14 protein-coding genes are annotated in these 14,805 nt (G+C 62.7%); 2 read left to right on the forward strand and 12 right to left on the reverse strand.

All coding sequences use genetic code 11. The features are described from left to right. Positions 1 to 168: 168 nt before the first annotated feature. Positions 169 to 1,206: a LacI family DNA-binding transcriptional regulator gene (locus ACRC0P_RS01490; protein ID WP_438627816.1), complete on the reverse strand. Its 1,038-nt coding sequence runs from the start codon at positions 1,204 to 1,206 to the stop codon at positions 169 to 171. A gap of 217 nt (positions 1,207 to 1,423) precedes the next feature. Here ACRC0P_RS01490 and ACRC0P_RS01495 point away from each other — a divergent pair, with 217 nt between their 5' ends. Beyond that, a complete protein-coding gene (locus ACRC0P_RS01495) occupies positions 1,424 to 2,251 on the forward strand; it encodes an SDR family NAD(P)-dependent oxidoreductase (protein ID WP_438627818.1) in 828 nt (275 codons plus the stop codon). 171 nt (positions 2,252 to 2,422) lie between these two features. On the opposite strand, the gene ACRC0P_RS01500 is transcribed toward ACRC0P_RS01495, so the two are convergent. From ACRC0P_RS01500 to ACRC0P_RS01550, 11 genes are all read right to left on the reverse strand, one after another. Next, positions 2,423 to 4,108: a hypothetical protein gene (locus ACRC0P_RS01500; protein ID WP_438627820.1), complete on the reverse strand. Its 1,686-nt coding sequence runs from the start codon at positions 4,106 to 4,108 to the stop codon at positions 2,423 to 2,425. Between the two features lie 140 nt (positions 4,109 to 4,248). Continuing rightward, entirely contained in the window at positions 4,249 to 4,962 is a 714-nt protein-coding gene (locus ACRC0P_RS01505) for a hypothetical protein (protein WP_438627822.1), read from the reverse strand. 7 nt (positions 4,963 to 4,969) lie between these two features. Beyond that, on the reverse strand, positions 4,970 to 5,797 hold the full coding sequence (locus ACRC0P_RS01510) for an FTR1 family protein (RefSeq protein ID WP_438627824.1): 828 nt from the start codon (positions 5,795 to 5,797) through the stop codon (positions 4,970 to 4,972). A 16-nt stretch (positions 5,798 to 5,813) separates the two neighbouring features. Continuing rightward, a complete protein-coding gene (locus ACRC0P_RS01515; RefSeq protein WP_438627826.1) occupies positions 5,814 to 6,161 on the reverse strand; it encodes a cupredoxin domain-containing protein in 348 nt (115 codons plus the stop codon). After that, positions 6,154 to 7,515 carry an ATP-binding protein gene (locus ACRC0P_RS01520; RefSeq protein WP_438627828.1) on the reverse strand — a complete coding sequence of 454 codons (1,362 nt, stop codon included), beginning with the start codon at positions 7,513 to 7,515 and terminating at the stop codon, positions 6,154 to 6,156. Before ACRC0P_RS01520 ends, ACRC0P_RS01515 begins: the two co-directional genes overlap by 8 nt. Continuing rightward, a complete protein-coding gene (locus ACRC0P_RS01525; protein WP_438627830.1) occupies positions 7,516 to 8,184 on the reverse strand; it encodes a response regulator transcription factor in 669 nt (222 codons plus the stop codon). A 3-nt stretch (positions 8,185 to 8,187) separates the two neighbouring features. Then, complete coding sequence (locus ACRC0P_RS01530) at positions 8,188 to 8,841, reverse strand: tetratricopeptide repeat protein (protein ID WP_438627832.1); 654 nt, start codon at positions 8,839 to 8,841, stop codon at positions 8,188 to 8,190. Continuing rightward, on the reverse strand, positions 8,838 to 9,674 hold the full coding sequence (locus ACRC0P_RS01535; protein WP_438627834.1) for an SDR family oxidoreductase: 837 nt from the start codon (positions 9,672 to 9,674) through the stop codon (positions 8,838 to 8,840). Before ACRC0P_RS01535 ends, ACRC0P_RS01530 begins: the two co-directional genes overlap by 4 nt. A gap of 1 nt (position 9,675) precedes the next feature. After that, entirely contained in the window at positions 9,676 to 10,347 is a 672-nt protein-coding gene (locus ACRC0P_RS01540) for a TenA family transcriptional regulator (RefSeq protein ID WP_438627836.1), read from the reverse strand. Between the two features lie 145 nt (positions 10,348 to 10,492). After that, positions 10,493 to 11,965, reverse strand: a complete 1,473-nt coding sequence (locus ACRC0P_RS01545; protein ID WP_438627838.1) for an AMP-binding protein — start codon at positions 11,963 to 11,965, stop codon at positions 10,493 to 10,495. Further along, positions 11,956 to 12,660, reverse strand: coding sequence for a thermostable hemolysin (locus ACRC0P_RS01550; protein ID WP_438627840.1), 705 nt, complete (start codon positions 12,658 to 12,660; stop codon positions 11,956 to 11,958). The genes ACRC0P_RS01545 and ACRC0P_RS01550 overlap by 10 nt, the downstream gene beginning before the upstream one ends. Before the next feature lie 187 nt (positions 12,661 to 12,847). On the opposite strand from ACRC0P_RS01550, the gene ACRC0P_RS01555 reads away from it, so the two are divergent. Further along, on the forward strand, positions 12,848 to 14,731 hold the full coding sequence (locus ACRC0P_RS01555; protein ID WP_438627842.1) for a sulfatase-like hydrolase/transferase: 1,884 nt from the start codon (positions 12,848 to 12,850) through the stop codon (positions 14,729 to 14,731). The last annotated feature ends 74 nt before the right edge of the window (positions 14,732 to 14,805 follow it).

The following is a 14,805-nucleotide window of genomic DNA, read 5'->3' on the forward strand; positions in this document are numbered from 1 at the left end:
TCAACTCGAATCGTCGTTGACTCGTCATACCGGTTGGTGGCACTGGGTTCCGGCCTGCGCCGGAACGACGAAAGTGCGTTGCGGAGCAAATTCTGTGTTCGCCCGGCGGGGCCTGTGCCCGCCTGCCGAGCTGGGGCCCGGCGCTCCCGGCACTCAGCCACTCAGCAATCAATCCTCCGGCGGCGCCCCCGTGGACTCGCGGATCACCAGGCGGTGGGGCACGATTTCCGGCTCGCCGCCGATATCGTCCCCGCCGATGGCGCGGCACAGCCGCTGCATGGTGTGCTCGCCGATCTCTTCCGCCGGCTGGGCGATGGTGGTCAGCGGCGGGTCGAGGACCTCCGCGTAGCGGATATCGTCGAAACCCAGCACGGAGATATCCTCGGGGATGCGCAGCCCGGCGCGGCGTAGCTCGTGCATCGCGCCCATGGCCATTTCGTCGTTGGCGCAGAAGATGGCGGTGGGCCGGGGACTCTGCTCCAGCAGGTAGCGCACCGCGCCCCGGGCGCCCTCAAGGGTCTGGCGACCCTCGGCAATCCAGTTGTCGGCCACTTTAAGGCCGGCCTCGGCCATGGCCTGGCGGTAGCCCTGCTCGCGGCCGCGGGTGAGCAGGGAGGTGTGCAGCCCGGAAATAAACCCGATGCGCCGGTGGCCCAGGCGAATCAGGTGCCGGGTGGCCTCGGCCGCGGCGCTCTCGTTGTCGACCCGCACACTGGGGTAGTGGCTCAGCTGCGGTGCCACCGCCTCACAGCCGATCACAATGGGCGGGAGCTTCTCGCCCTTGCTGCCGCCGTTTTTCCCCAGCTTTCCGTTCCCTTCCTTCATGAACGGCGAAGTACTCGCCAGCAGGATGATGCCGTCCGCCTGCTTGGAGAAGACGATATCGCTGTATTCGTCGAACTCCAGGGTATTGAATTGGGTCTCGCGGATCAGGATGCTGTAGCCCTCCTCCCGCGCCACCCGCCAGATGCCGCGCATCACCCCGGCGAAAAAGGGATCACCCACCGAGGGCAGGATCACCACCACCAGGCTGGTGCGGCCGCGGCGAAAATTGCGCGCCAGCGCATTGGGGGCGTAGCCGGTCTGGCGTATCGCCTCCTGCACCTTGCGCCGGGTCTTTTCCCGAACGTGCTCAGGGCTGTTGAGATAGCGCGAGACGGTGGCGATGGAGACCCCGGCAATTTTGGCCACTTGTTTGATCGACACCTGTGAATGTTCCTGTACCAGCAATTGAAACCCGGCGATATTAACCCAAGGTCAACGCCTCCGGCATGAAATTTCCCGGTTCGCGGGGTTCACTGTGCCGCATAGCGAAGAAATTGTAAACGTTTACATTTTGTGTTAGCGTTGGTGCCCAACTCCTAGAACGACAGACAGCCGGCAGAAGAAAATGCCGCGCGCATCACATGAGAAGAAGTAAGAAATGGCCAATAACAACAAACTGGCGGTAGTGACCGGAGGCACCACCGGTATCGGCAAGGGGATCTCCCTCTGCCTCGCCGAGGCGGGCTGGAAGGTCGCGGTCAACAACCTGGAGTCGGAGAGCGAATCGGCACGCGCACTGCAGTCGGAAGTTGAAGCCCTGGGACAGAATCTTTACTTCGCCCCCTGCGACGTGGGCGACAGCCGCTCTGTGGACCGCTTCTACCAGGGAGTGGTCGATCACTTCCAGCAGGCTCCCGATCTGCTGGTCAACAATGCCGGGGTCCAGACCTGGGCGCCGCTGCTGGAACTGAACGAAGATGACTGGGACCGGGTGATCCGCACCAACCTGAAGGGCTGCTTCCTCAACACCCAGCGGGTGGCGCGCCTGATGGTGGAAGCGGGCGCGGGCGGCAGCATCGTCAATATCGGCTCCGGCTGCAACAAGCTGGCCTTCCCCCGCCTGGTGGATTACGCGGCCAGCAAGGGGGGCATCGAGATGCTCACCAAGACCTCCGCAGTGGAGCTGGGTGAGTACGGCATCCGCGTCAACTGCGTGGCGCCGGGGGGCATCCTGATCGAGCGCACGGAAAAAGAGGCCCCGGACTACGCCGCCACCTGGTCGGCCATCACCCCCCTGGGCCGGGTCGGCTACGCCCGGGATATCGCCGACGCGGTGCTCTTCCTCGCCGATACCAAGGCATCGTTTATCAGCGGCCAGACCCTCTGGGTGGACGGCGGCGCCTTCAGCAAGGCCAACTGGCCCTACAGCAAGGACGACGACACCATCGGCGCAGAGCCTGAGCGGGAAGAAAGCGTGGAGTCCTAATGGACGCGCTGACGCCGCGATTTACTGCCACCATCACCACGTCGCTGCCGGACTGGCGCTCGAACACCAGGATATCCCCGTTGACCCAGCGCTGGATGTAGCTGCCGTTGGCCAGCGCTTCGCTCTCCGCGCGCAGCCCGGCCAGGGCACTGATCAGTTGGAAGGCGTCGGCTACAGGCGGCGCCCGGAGGCGTCGGCGCCGCCGACGACTCTATCGCCCTCCGCATAGACTCTGCACGGTGTTTCCACATCGAATTCGACGCGCTGGGACTCGCACTCCGCCAGCGCCCGCTCGTTGGCGGTGTCCTGATCGGGCGAGCCGTATATATAGCCGAGTGCACAAGCTCCCCTGTAATCAAACGCCAGAGCGAGCGCCTTGTAGGCTGAGTGGTCCCGGTACTTGGAAAAAGTACCGCCCAAAGTATCTCCAGCCCATCGCATCGGGGGTGCGCCATCGGCCGGCAGGTCCGCCAGCATGGACTGCAACTGTTCGCGGAATTCCTGCCCGCTTGTCTGCATAAGCAGCGGGCGCGCCACAAAGGCAAAGCTCTCGGCGTCCCTGTCCAGATAGAGTTCATGGGCATACCACCAGGCGATCTCCCCCTCCCGCGGCGCGCGCTGATAGGCCTGCTCCAGCATTTCCAGGTATTCTCCCCGGAGGTGCCCCAGCTTCTGCATGGCGATGGCCAGGCCGTACCAGTGAGCCGCCACTTCGTCGTTATCGTTGATCAGGGAAACGAACTTGTCCCGCACCGCGGCCACCTGCTTGGGATCACTCTCAGTCCCCTTCTGCAGTTCCCGTCTCAGCCATAACCAGGCCTCGGCACTGCGGTACCAAAACTCGCCGTGCAGGTCGGCGGGAATGGTTGCGAGAATTTCCTCCGCCCGTTCAAAGGCACCGGTTCCCGTTTCGGCGACAGCCATCACCGACGTCAGTTCGTGACTGTCCGCCCCCCCGGCGCGGGCATATTGCACCAACTCCTCCAGGGATTCCGACTTGCGCCCGGACATCACCATATAGCGGGCGATTTCGGCCACGGCTCGCTGCTGGGACATGGGCCGCGGTTGCGGGTCCGCCGGCCGGTAATCATCGGGTAACCGCCCCTTGCCCTTGGGGAAACGGCCCTCTGCCTGTTGCAAATAGGCCCGTTCCAGATCCTCGAGCGGCATGTCCAGAGCATTGGTCAGTGCATCTACCGGGTCGGCGCCGCGATTGTAGGCATCGATATAATCTCCAATCTTTCCCCCTTTGTCGCTGCTCATGATCAGCCAGTGGGTCAGCATCCAGCCGCCGGCATAGACTTTGAGGCGCTGTTTCTTATCCACCGTTGCCGGCGTAGCCCGCAGCAAATCCTCCAGCGGCATGGGGCGGTCGTGGATCAGAGAGCTGGCGCGATCCACCGGAATAGCGCCGAACATATACGAGCCGTCGCCGGGAAACTCCGCTGTCGAGAAAAACTCCGCAAAGCCCTCACTGTACCAGTAAGGAAATTGCACCGGGCTGCTGCCGTAAGTAAGAAAATGCGTGTATTCGTGAAACAGGAACTCGCGGGCCGGGTGCTCGCGCATAAACCGGTAGCGCTCGAGATTGACCAACGCAAAACTGCCGTAGCTGGTGTGATTGAACATCCCACCGGTCTGCCTCGCCTGCTCTTCGCCCACGATCCCCGCGTAGCTGCTCCTGTTGGCCAGCGCAAAAACGGTCAGCTGCTGCCGGTCGCCGTGTACCCGCAGCACCTGGGAGGTCGCCGCGCGAAACCGTTCCAGGTCCCGTGCCAGATCCCTCACCATCGCCGGTCTGCCATTGGTTACGATACGGAAATGGGGCGTTTCCACCTGATACCAATTTGCATTCACCAGGCTCCTCGGAGCACTGCATCCGGCAACCAGTATCGATAGAAAAACAAAAAGCCTGAAAACTCTGATTTTCATTGTTATTTCCTATGCTCCGAAACTCTATTTCGGAAAAATTAAACACCCCGCCCCGAATACTCGTGTCAGTAAAACTCGTATTCCACCAATAGGCGCAGTGTCTGGTCCGGGCTCTCGTCGGTAACCCCCAGGATCAACCCCAGTTCCCAGTAGAACTGGCGTGCGCCGCTCAATCGCTGCAGTCCCCGGGCCACCGGGCCTATGCCCACTGTGTCCTGGCCTGCATACAGTTCCACCGCGGGTTCAAAGGCTTCGGAAAGTCGGTAGCGGGTCTGCATGCGCAGCTGGGACTCTAGTTCATTGTCGATATCGTCCCCCCATTCATAGATGGCGGCCAGGTTGGCGGTGCCCACCCAGCGCCCCCATTCCCTGGCGACAAGCAGGGTCGTCGCCGCCTCCCACTCGTCCCGGTCGCGCTCCTTTTCCAGTTCGAACAGCAGGCCCCAGTCCGCGGCATATTCCCCCTGCTCGGTTAACTGCCACTTGGCCTCCAGCTCGACTCCTTGCAGACGAAAACTCTCGTCCTCATTCCGCTCGCCGATCAGATAGACTTCCCCGAACCAGCGATCGGAAAGGCTGCGGCCCAGTCCCAGGCGGTGGAGTTGCAGGGAATCCAGCGAATCGTCCTCGTCATCGCGCATCCCCACCGCGCGCCACTCGATCTCGGTTTCCAGCGGCTGTACATAGGGATCGTACACCTTGTCCACCACCACGCCGTCAGCGAGGGCGAAGGGAGTGCTGCCGAGCAACAGCAGTGCCGCAGCGGACCGGCAATTCAAAACGCTTTCATCGAACTTGGGATACATCGCGGGCAGCCCTGATTTTTTTCTGGTGGTACCGGGTTAACAACAGCAACAGCGCCATTGCGGCAACGCTGGCGGTATAAAGAATCACCTGCAGCGAAGTGGGCGTGGCCTCGTAGCCGAGCAGTGCATACATCATCTGTCCAGTCAGCGAGCCCTCCGCCACCAGTGCGGAACTGTCCCAAAGCGGTACCTGCGCCGGCAGCCAGTCTGCCTGGATCAATAGTTGTGTCGCCTGCAGAACCATGCCGCCCGCCACCAGGGTGAGCAGCGCACAGGTGGCGAGCAGCGCACGCCGCCGTGGCAGGCCGACCAGCAGGTAGTAAAACAGCGCGCCGATACTGAAACCAATGCCCGCACCCAGCAGAGAACCGGCCAGCACACCGGACCAGGGTTGCGGACTGTAGCGGAAAGCCGACAGGTAGATAAAAATTTCCGACCCCTCGCGCAGTACCGCCATCGCAACCGCCGTCGTCATTGCGGCGGACAGTATTCCGCGGTAGCACTCGCCGGCATAGTAGTTGGCGGCATAGTAGTTGACCACCAGCAGCGACGCGATAACGAGCAACAGCAGGTAGATGGCAATCTGCAACGCAACGTTAAGCAGTTCCTGGCCCACCCCGCCAAACGCGTCAGAAATGGCCGCCAGCTGCACGCCGTAGACCACCGCTCCGGCGGTTCCCGCTGCGAGCGCGGTATAGAACCACCGCAGACGCAAATGCAAGAGGTGGCTCATCGCCAGCAGTATGCTGAGCAGCAGCGCCGCCTCCAGCACTTCGCGCAGAATGATAATCACGCTGGTCAACAGCATATCTGACTCCGCCTGTTCATTGCGCGATGATTTTTCCCTGTGCCGTCTTGGGATTGAATTCCCCGAAAAATGGGTATTCTCCCGGCGCCAGGGGGCCGATAAAGACTATCGCCCGCTGGCCACCCATGATGACTTTTTCCCGGTTGAGTTCGTAGCTCTCGAATTCCTCCGGTGTGGGATCGCGGTTGTAGACGATCAGTTTCACCTTGGTGTTTGCGGGCACCACCAGTTCCGAGGGGTGAAACAGGTGGCCGCGTATTTCGATCTCAAACACCGGGCGTCCCGCCTGTGCCACCGGCGGCAACAGTGCCAGCGCGGCCACGGCCAATAATCGCACCACTCCGCGACATCGATAATCAGTCACTGGAATCTCCATTCGGGAAAAGGTAACCGGGCGACGCCGGCAGGCGAACCTGAATCGACAGGCCGCGGCCGAATTTTGATTTATCCAGCTGGATTTCCGCGTGGTGCAAGCGGGCGATATGCTGCACTATCGACAAACCCAGGCCGCTGCCGCCAACCGGGACCGGGTGGCGGTCACCGCCCACCCGGTAGAAGCGCTCGAACACTCGTCCATATTCCTCTTCGGCAATGCCGGGGCCGGTGTCGTCCACACGCAACACTACGCGATCGCCATCCACCCTGGTATGCACTTCCACACGGCCGTTTTCCGGCGTGTACTTGTTGGCGTTGTTCAACAGGTTCTTCAACAAAATGGTGAGTGCGAAGCGATCCGCCTCGAGCGGCGCGGCCCCGCCGGTCAGTTCGATCGCCTGGCCCCGGCCGGCAAAATCCACGTACTGCTCGGCAATGACCTCGCGCGCCAGCTCGTGCAGGTCCAGCGGCTCGAACTTCGCCGGATAGTGGTCCGGCGTGGTGCGATAGAGGTTCAGTATCTGCTCCACCAGATGCGCCATGCGCTCGATACTCCCCTGCAGCTTCGCCAGCGAAAGCGGTGACTGTGGCAGCCGGTACTGGCTCAATTCCCGCTCCAGGTTGTGCGTGTGTACCTTGATCGCGCTGATGGGTGTGCGCAGCTCGTGGGCGGCATCGGCGGAGAAACGACGCTCGCGCTCGAAGGACGCCTGCAGTCGCGCCAGCAGCGCATTGGTGGACTGTACCACCGGCAGCAGTTCTTCCGGCGCATTCTCCAGTGGCAGCGGACTCAGGTCGTCGGCGCGCTTCTGGCGCAGCGCGTCCGCCAGCAGGTGCAGGCTCTTCAGGCCGTGCCCCACCACGAACCAGATCAACAGACCGGCGACCGGCAGCCCCAGCAGAATGGGAATCACCGATTCCAGCACCACTTTGTCCGCCAGATGGAAGTGCAGACCTACCGGCTCGGCCACCTGGGTCCAGTAATTGCGCTCGCTGGAGAAGTGGCTGTACACCCGCCAGCGCTGGCCGGAAAAATTGACATTCTCATAGCCCTCTTCCAGGGCGTTGATCGGCTGAGGGGGCGCATTGGCGGAGCGCATCAGCAGCCTTCCTCCGGGCGACCAGACCTGGAAAGCCAGATGCCCGGTCCGCTCCACCACCTTCGGCCTGTCCGCGGACACGGGCATCGCTGACAGCAGACTGGCAGTATCGGCCAGTTGGCGGTCGAACAGCTGCTGTGCCTCCGCCATACTTGCGCGATAGCCGTGCAGGGCGGAGACGAAGTTGACCAGCGTGATGGTGGACAGCAGCGCAACCACCAGGTAGATGCGGATGGATTTCACTCAGGGCCCTGCCTTTGGTCCCAACTTGTAACCGACACCGCGAATGGTCAGGATAAATTCCGGATAGAGTTTCTTGCGCAGGTTGTGAATATGTACATCCACAGTGTTGCTGGAAATCTCTTCCCCCCAGCTGTAGAGCTTGTCCTCCAGCTGTTCGCGGCTGAGGATATGCCCGGGGCGCTCCGCCAGCGCGCGCAGCAGGGTGAATTCCCGGCGCGAGAGATTGATCACTTCGCCATTCCTGGTTACCCGGTGGCTGGCGAGATCGACGGTGACATCGCCAAGCCGGATTTCCGCGCTGAGCCCCAGGCCGGCGCGGCGCTCCAGCGCGCGCAGCCGCGCCAGCAACTCGTCCACGGCAAAGGGCTTGGTCAGGTAGTCGTCGGCGCCCGCGTCCAGGCCGCGGATTTTCGACGGCAGGTCATCGCGCGCGGTAAGGATCAGCACCGAGGAATCGACGGATTTGTTGCGCAGCGCCTTCAGCACCTCGACACCGTCCATATCCGGCAGGCCCAGGTCCAGGATAATCGCGTCCGGCCGCGCGGCCCGCGCCAGTGCGATACCCTGGCGGCCGCTATCCGTGTGGTCCACGGCGTAGCCAGAATGCCTCAGCGCGGTGGCGATGCCATCGGCCAGCGACTGGTCGTCCTCTATCAGCAGTATCCGCATTGGCTATCGCATTTTTTTCTCGACCTCGATCATCAAGGTCCGGATTTCCTCGCGCCGCCCCTTGTCCGCCACCGGTCGCTGCGGATCGGCGGGCGCGGCCAGGGCCTTTTGCAGGTAATTCAGCGCCCGCTCGTAGTCCTTCTGGTGGTAAAGATAGTCGGCATAAAAGTAGTTGGCATCTATATCCGCACTGCCGTACTCCAGCCCCTTGCGCAGATATTCATCCGCTTTTTTAGCATCGCCGAACCCCAAAGGCCAGCCGGGGACCTGGTAGTAGAGGGAGCCGAGGCTGGTGTAGGCGGCGCCGTCCATTGCACTGCCGTCTATGGTGACGGCCCGTTCCAGGTCGGCCTTTGCCGCCTTGACCGCGGACAGCGCGCCCAGCCCGCCCTTGGCGCCCGCGTAGGAGGCGCGGATGATGCCACTCCACACCCACACCGGCGCGCTATCGGCAAATTTTGTGGTGGCCGCGTCCGCCTGCTCGGCAAGCTTTGCGAATGCGGCTTCCTGCTGTTTCTCCGGAGTCTGATACTTGACCTGTGCCCAGGCTTTTTGCAGTTCGGCAACCGTCTCCTCGGCGGGACCAGCCCAGAGCGCCGGGGAAACCACCAGGGCCAAGCCCATAGAGAAGGTTTTCAGTATGCGGGAAAATTTCATGAGGTTTCTCCTGATGTGCAGTTTTGTCTGGCCCAGTTTTGCTTGGCATAGCGGCGGATCAAGGGCACCTTCTTGCCCAGTGCCCCGTCCACCAGGGAGGGGAAGAGCGCATTCAGCTTGATGAAAAAACGCTCCGGCCAGCCGATAAAGCGGCGGGCGCTGCGCCGCTCTCCGAGCAGGTTCAGCACCTGCCGCGCCACCATCTCCGGCGGGTCGGACTTGTTGCCCAGCGCTTGGTTGAGGCTGTTGACCGCCTCGGTATTGAGTTCGGTGTCCACCGCGCGCGGCGCCAGGTAGTGCACTGCGATGCAGCTGTCGCTCAGCTCGCGACGCAGCGCCTCGGTAAAACCGTGCAGGCCGAATTTGCTGGCGCTGTAGACGCTGAACCCCGGGTGGCCGATATGCCCGAAGGCGGAGCCGATATTGATCACCGCGGGGTTTCCACTATTGCGCAGCAACGGCAACAGGTTGCGGGTGAGGGCGATGGGCACGAGCAGATTGGTGTGCAGCATGGCGCCCAGCTCCGTATCGCCGATATCGCCGAGCTCGGCGAAGGTGGAGACCCCGGCGCCATTGATCAGCACATCCACGCCACCGGGCAGTGCCGCGCAGGCGGATACCAGGGCGCCCCTCTGCGCGGCATCGAGCAGGTTGGCGGTTATCACGATATGCCGGCTGCTGTTCTCGAGTGTCGCGCGCAACTGCTGCAGCCGCCCGGTGTTTCTGCCCACCAGAATCAACCGGTGATCCTCCTCGGCCAGCGCCCGCGCTATGGCCGAACCGATGCCGCCGCTGGCGCCGGTGATCAATATCGTCATGGGTATGTCGCTCATCTCAGGCCACCTCCGCCGGCAGCGGTGCTGTGTCCAACTCGCGAAAGATGTCCCCGTAGAGGCGGTAGAACGCCCGCGCACTGTGCACTATGACCTGTTGCTCTTCCTCCGCTTCGATGCGGTTCATCAAACCCTTGAAGAACTCCACGTGGCCAATATCCAGCGCGCCGTGGGAGCGCAGGTAGCTGAACGCCGCATCCGGCAGGCCGAGGGACCGCTGGATCGCCCCCGCGGCACTGTCCGCCAGTTGGATACTGGTGCCCTCGAGGACGTGGACCATGCCGAAGAAGCCCAGCGGATTGCCGCGGGCTATGGTGTCGTAGGCGTAGGCCACCATCAGTTCGGTACTGAGATTGGGCGCGCCGTTGCGAACCGCCTCCGCGTCCGCGCCGCAGGCGGCGATATCGCTGAGTATCCACTCCTGGTGGCCGGTCTCCTCCTCGATGTATTCGGCGATGGCGACCCGCAGCCACTCCTGCTTTTCATTCAGCCGGCTGCCGCAGGCCATCAGCAGCGGCACCGTGTGCTTGACGTGGTGGTAGGCCTGGGAGAGGAAGGCCACATATTCCTCCAGTTCCAGTTCGCCGCGCGCGCCGCGCTGGATCAGCGGTATTTCCACCAGCGATCTGCGCGCTGCTTCCGTCTGTTGTCGCAACCGGTCGAAAAACTGCATGGCAGTAACCTCTTAAGTAGTGAAGGGCATCGCTTGAAATTGTCGTCGTAGGGTGCGCCGCGTGCACCGAACATGGTCCGGGACTACAGCAACCTTGGGCTGGTGCGCACGGCGCACCCTACGTCTAAAAGCAGATTCGCAATTTCTAGAGACGCCCTGAATAAAGATTTTCGATGACTTGTGCATAGCGCCCGGCGATGGCATCGCGCCGCGGGCGGCCGTTCGCGGTGAGCAGGCCGCCGGCAAAGGTCAGCGGCTCCGGCAGCGGCGCCCAGCGGTGCACGCGCGCGTAATCCGGCAGGCGCCGGTTGACCGATTCCAGCCATTGTTCAATATGTCCGCGCTCCGTTCCCGGGCGGGGGAAAATCAACGCGCTGCAGTGAGGCCGGCCGTCACCCAGCAGCACGCACTGCATCAGCAACGGTGTCAGCAGTATTTCGCTCTCGATCCACTCCGGGGAGATATTGCGGCCGTAGGAACTGATCAGAATATTTTTCTTGCGCCCGGTGATATGCAGGTAGCCTTCGCCGTCCAACTCCCCCAGATCGCCGGTGGGCAGCCACTCGTCGCAGCTGTCCGCGTCGTCCAGGTAGCCGAGATAGCGCGGGCCGCGCACCAGAACCTCGCCCCCGCGCACTTTGATCTCGCAGTGCGGCAGCGGGCGCCCGGCGCTGCCGGGGCGGTCGGCGGCGGGCAGGTTCAGGGCCACCACCGAGCCGCACTCGGACAGGCCGTAACCCTCGTATACCGGCAGCCCCAGCGCGCGCGCCCGCAGCAGGAGTTCAGCCGATACCTTGCCACCGCCCACGGCGGCAAACACCAGCGAGCGCGGCGGGCGCCAGCCCTTGTGCTCACTCTGTTCCACCAGCATCTTGAGCATCTGCGGCAGCAGGATCAGGCTGTGCGGCTGAAGGTCATCGATGCGGCGGCACAGCTGTGCGATATCCAGCTGCGAACTGCCGGACAGGCCGAGGCTCTGCAGTCCCGGGGCGATCACGCTGCCGCCGATCAGCCAACTGGCGTAGGCGCCGGCGACGTTTTCCAGCAGCGTGGCCAGCGGCAGTATGCACAGGTGGCGCTCGGGCCGCAGTGCGGCCAAGCCGTCGCGCAGCACCCGCGCGGTGGTGAACTGGGTCCGATTGGAAAGGCAGACACCGCGCGGCGTGCCGGTGGAGCCGGAGGTGAAAGTAATTTTCGCGGTCTGCGCCGGCAGTTGCGGCAGCTGCCCCTGCACAAGCTCGATCAGCGCCAGGTCGGCGATCTCCGCCAGCGCCTCACCCACCTGCTCCAGTGCGGTAAAGCGCTCGCAATCGTCGGTCAGCAGCGCCTGCATACCACTGGCCCGCAGGGTGTGCGCCAGCTGCTGCGCGGAAAAAAAGCCCGGCAGTGGCACCAGGGTGATGCCCGCGGCTTGGCAGGCCAGATCCACCAGCAGCCAGTTGGGGCCGTTGTCGGCGTAGAGACCGAGGGTGGAGATGCCCCGCGCGCGCAATTGCTGCGCTGTAGCATCCACCGCCTGAATTAATTCGGCGTAAGTCAGGCTCACGTTGTCGCCCATCAGCGCGGGGCGCTCCGGGTGCAGCGCGGCAGTGCGGCGCAGACTATCGATCAGTTGCATTTATTGCCCTCAAGAAACATCCGGGCCAAAGGTTTTGCCTGCGCCGCACAGTTGCGCAGCAGTTCGCAAACAAGCGGCCGCTGCAGCAGGGTCTCGCGGGAGGCGGTTACATCGATCGCGGTGACCGCGGGACAGGTGTCGTAGTAACTGCCCCAGTTTTGCAGCTGTGCGCCCAGGCGCCCGCCGTCGGCAACACAGAGAACGATCTGGTCGGCGGTGAGCCTGCTCAGCAATTTGTGCACTTCCGGGGTGGCGGTAAAAATCGCCCAGGTCACCCGGGCTTCGGCGAACAGCTCGGCGAGCATCAGGAACAGCATCTGGCTGCTGCCGCGGGAGGTGGAAACCAGGTTGCCGATCTCGACGATGTCCGAGCGCGCCACCGGCCGCCCGGCGGCGGCGGCCAGTTGCCGCTCCACCGGCTGGTCCAGGTACTGTTCCAGGAACAGGGCACCGCTGTCGGCGCGGCGCAGCCCTAGGGCGGCGTCGATGACGCCGCCGCTGTGCAGCGAGAGCAGTTGCGGCAGAAAGCTGTGGATGCGCGCGCCGTAGGTCGCGGCAAACTTTTGCGCGATATAGGTTTCCACCGCGGCGCGCCCGGCATCGCCGGCGGTGGTAAGTTCAAAACTGTGTGAAGCCGCCGCCGGCGACCGGACCGGGTCCCGGGGTTCGCGGTATTGACTGCCTTCCAATGCCATTGCACACGCTCGTGGGGAGATTCGATAGAAGGCAGTCTAGGTGGGCAAAATTAAGTGAATCTTAAGGCGGAGGTGAATCTCTCGCCGGGAGAGTTCTGCGCAAGAGTCCAAACAGGCCCTTAAGGTTCACTTAATTTTTTCCCCCTATGGTGACGGCCATCAAACTGCCACAGGTCCTGTTGTGCCGATGAATCCGTCCAACTCCTCTCTTCTGTATTTCCGGGGCGTGCCGCTGCTGGTGTGGTGCGTCAGTTTTGCACTGTTGATGCTGCACGGCCTGCCAGCCCTGAGCGGCACCGTGCAGATCGGCTATTTTACCGCTGCCACCATCGCGCAGGCGGCGCTGCTGGCGTTGCCCGCCTGGCTGCTGGCGCGGGGCGCCTCGGCCACCCGCCCGGGGTGGCTCAGGTTTTCCCTGCTGGCGCTGCTGCACCTCTACGCCGTGGGAATTGCGCTGGCCATCGACGCCAACTACCAGATCTACGCGCTCTACGGTTTCTATATCAACGGCTTTGTGTGGAATATTATTTCAACGCCCGGTGGTCTGGAGGCCTTGGGCTTCAGCAATTCCTTCTACGTTTCCAGTGCACTGCTCGTACTGTTGGTGGCGGCCGTCTACGCCGCGGCGGTCCGCTGGCTGCCGCTGGCGCGGATCGCCAATACGCGGCCGGTGCGGGCCGCCGCCGCAGTCCTGCCGCTGGTGTTCCTGCTACAGGGAGGAATCTACGCCTACGCCGACCACACCGGTGAGCAGCAGATACTGCAAAGCGTACAGCGTATCCCCTGGTATTCCCCGATCACCGCCAAGGGGCTGTTGAGCAAACTTGGGGTGGAGCGCAAGCGTCCGGAACTGGACGGTTCCCTCAGCCGCAGGAAAGGCAAGTTCACCTATCCGGCAGTCGATGCCCAAAGTATTGTGCTGGACAAGCCCTACAACATCGTCTGGCTGACCTCCGAATCCTGGCGCGCGGACATGCTGGACCCGCGCATCATGCCGGAGACCTACGCCTTCGCCCGGGACAACGTCCACTTCCTCAACCACTACAGCGGCGGCAACGGCACGCGCATGGGTATGTTCAGCCAGTTCTACGGCCTGCACGGCAACTACTGGTTCGACGCACTGCCCGCAGAGCGGCCGCCGCTGTTGCTGGAAACCCTGCGCAAAAACAGCTACTCGCTCATGGCCTACACCAGCGCACGTTTCAGCTATCCGGAATTCGACCGCACCATCTTCCGGAACTTCGCACGCAAACAATTGCACTCCGATCACGAGGGAGACCCGTGGCAGCGGGACATCAGGAATGTCAGCAAGCTGACCGCTTTTATAAATTCAGCGAAGCAACCGTTTTTCAGTTTTATGTTCTTTGAGTCGACACACGCCAACTACTCATTTCCGGCGGAGAATGCGCTGGAGACGGACTACCTGGAGGATTTCAACTACCTGGATACGGATATCAAAGGCCAGATCTCACGTATCAAGGCTCGCTATATCAATGCCAGCCACCATCTGGACTCCCAGTTCGCCAGGGTACTCCACGCGCTGAAGGAGAGTGGCAGGCTGGACAACACCATCGTGGTGATCACCGGCGACCACGGCGAGGAATTTATGGAGAACGGCCGTTGGGGTCACAATTCCACCTTCGTGGAACAGCAGGTCAAAGTGCCGTTGGTGCTGCATATTCCCGGGCAAAAGGCCCGTACGATCGAGCGCATGACCAGCCACGTGGATCTGCCGATCACCCTGCTCTCCGCCATGAGCCGGTTGCAGGGTATCGACAAACGGCAGGTCAGCTTTGGCCACGACCTGTTGGATAAAAATTACCGCCACGACTACCTGGTTGTCAGCGACTGGCACGGCAGCACATTGATTGCCGAGGACCTGAAACTGGTGCTGTCGGCCAAGGCCAGCGATGAGCGCGGTCGCTTTTTCACCCGCGACGACCGGCCGCTGGCAGAAGCCGATGCAGCCGCACTTTCGCGCCGACTGATCGGGGACTACCTGCGGGAAACGCCGCGTTTCTATAGCCGGCGCGGCAAGAGTGGAGGGCAACCGCCACTGGCGGCGCCCTGACAAAATCCTGTAGGAGCGGGCCATGCCCGCGATCAGCCTGTGCTATTGGCACTTTCGATCGCGGGCATGGCCCG

Source organism: Microbulbifer sp. (assembly GCF_051659245.1).
Taxonomy (GTDB): Bacteria; Pseudomonadota; Gammaproteobacteria; order Pseudomonadales; family Cellvibrionaceae; genus Microbulbifer.

Bases quoted from the DNA above. Each gene is read 5' to 3' on its own strand.
- ACRC0P_RS01525 (WP_438627830.1), bottom strand. From the start codon at position 8,184: ATGCGGATACTGCTGATAGAGGACGACCAGTCGCTGGCCGATGGCATC.
- ACRC0P_RS01555 (WP_438627842.1), top strand. From the start codon at position 12,848: ATGAATCCGTCCAACTCCTCTCTTCTGTATTTCCGGGGCGTGCCGCTG.
- ACRC0P_RS01545 (WP_438627838.1), bottom strand. From the start codon at position 11,965: ATGCAACTGATCGATAGTCTGCGCCGCACTGCCGCGCTGCACCCGGAG.
- ACRC0P_RS01535 (WP_438627834.1), bottom strand. From the start codon at position 9,674: ATGAGCGACATACCCATGACGATATTGATCACCGGCGCCAGCGGCGGC.
- ACRC0P_RS01540 (WP_438627836.1), bottom strand. From the start codon at position 10,347: ATGCAGTTTTTCGACCGGTTGCGACAACAGACGGAAGCAGCGCGCAGA.
- ACRC0P_RS01510 (WP_438627824.1), bottom strand. From the start codon at position 5,797: ATGCTGTTGACCAGCGTGATTATCATTCTGCGCGAAGTGCTGGAGGCG.
- ACRC0P_RS01550 (WP_438627840.1), bottom strand. From the start codon at position 12,660: ATGGCATTGGAAGGCAGTCAATACCGCGAACCCCGGGACCCGGTCCGG.
- ACRC0P_RS01495 (WP_438627818.1), top strand. From the start codon at position 1,424: ATGGCCAATAACAACAAACTGGCGGTAGTGACCGGAGGCACCACCGGT.
- ACRC0P_RS01530 (WP_438627832.1), bottom strand. From the start codon at position 8,841: ATGAAATTTTCCCGCATACTGAAAACCTTCTCTATGGGCTTGGCCCTG.